The following is a 462-nucleotide window of genomic DNA, read 5'->3' as shown; positions in this document are numbered from 1 at the left end:
GGCGAAGGTCACCACGGTCATGGCGGCCAGGAGAAAGGCGATCAGGCCTTCCTCGATGTGTTCCAGCCAGTTTTTCAGCATGGAAGAATCTCCTGTCCAGGATGCGAAACGGCCGCCGCCCGGCGGTCGTGCGAAATCACGGTGACCGCGCCCATGCGGGGAGCGGTCGCCGGCAACTCGGGAGGCCTTAGCTGTTGTTGGACGCTCGCGCCTTGGCGATCAGGTCTTCGCCGATCTGATCCGAGAACTTGCTCCATACGGGCCTGACGGCCTCACGCCAGGCGGCGATGTCCCGCTTGGACAGGGTCTGGATCTTCGCCTTGCCAGCCTCGGCAATGAGCTTCTGATCGCGATCGTTGATCTCGGCGGCCAGCTTGTTGGCGTATGCCGTGGCCCCGGCCATCGCCTTTTGCAGGCCGGCGCGCACGTCCTCGGGCAGGCCGTCCCACCAGCCGGAATTGG

Annotated in this window: 1 pseudogene; it reads right to left on the bottom strand. The window is 64.9% G+C overall.

The features are described from left to right. Positions 1-187 precede the first annotated feature (187 nt). Positions 188-462 (bottom strand): annotated as a pseudogene (locus O4H32_RS14905) (C4-dicarboxylate ABC transporter); the annotation flags it as partial.

This window comes from Castellaniella denitrificans (assembly GCF_027214045.1).
In the GTDB taxonomy this organism is placed as follows: Bacteria; Pseudomonadota; Gammaproteobacteria; order Burkholderiales; family Burkholderiaceae_B; genus Castellaniella; species Castellaniella denitrificans_A.
Note: the sequence above shows the minus strand (reverse complement) of the source record. Positions and strands in the feature narration are given on the sequence as shown.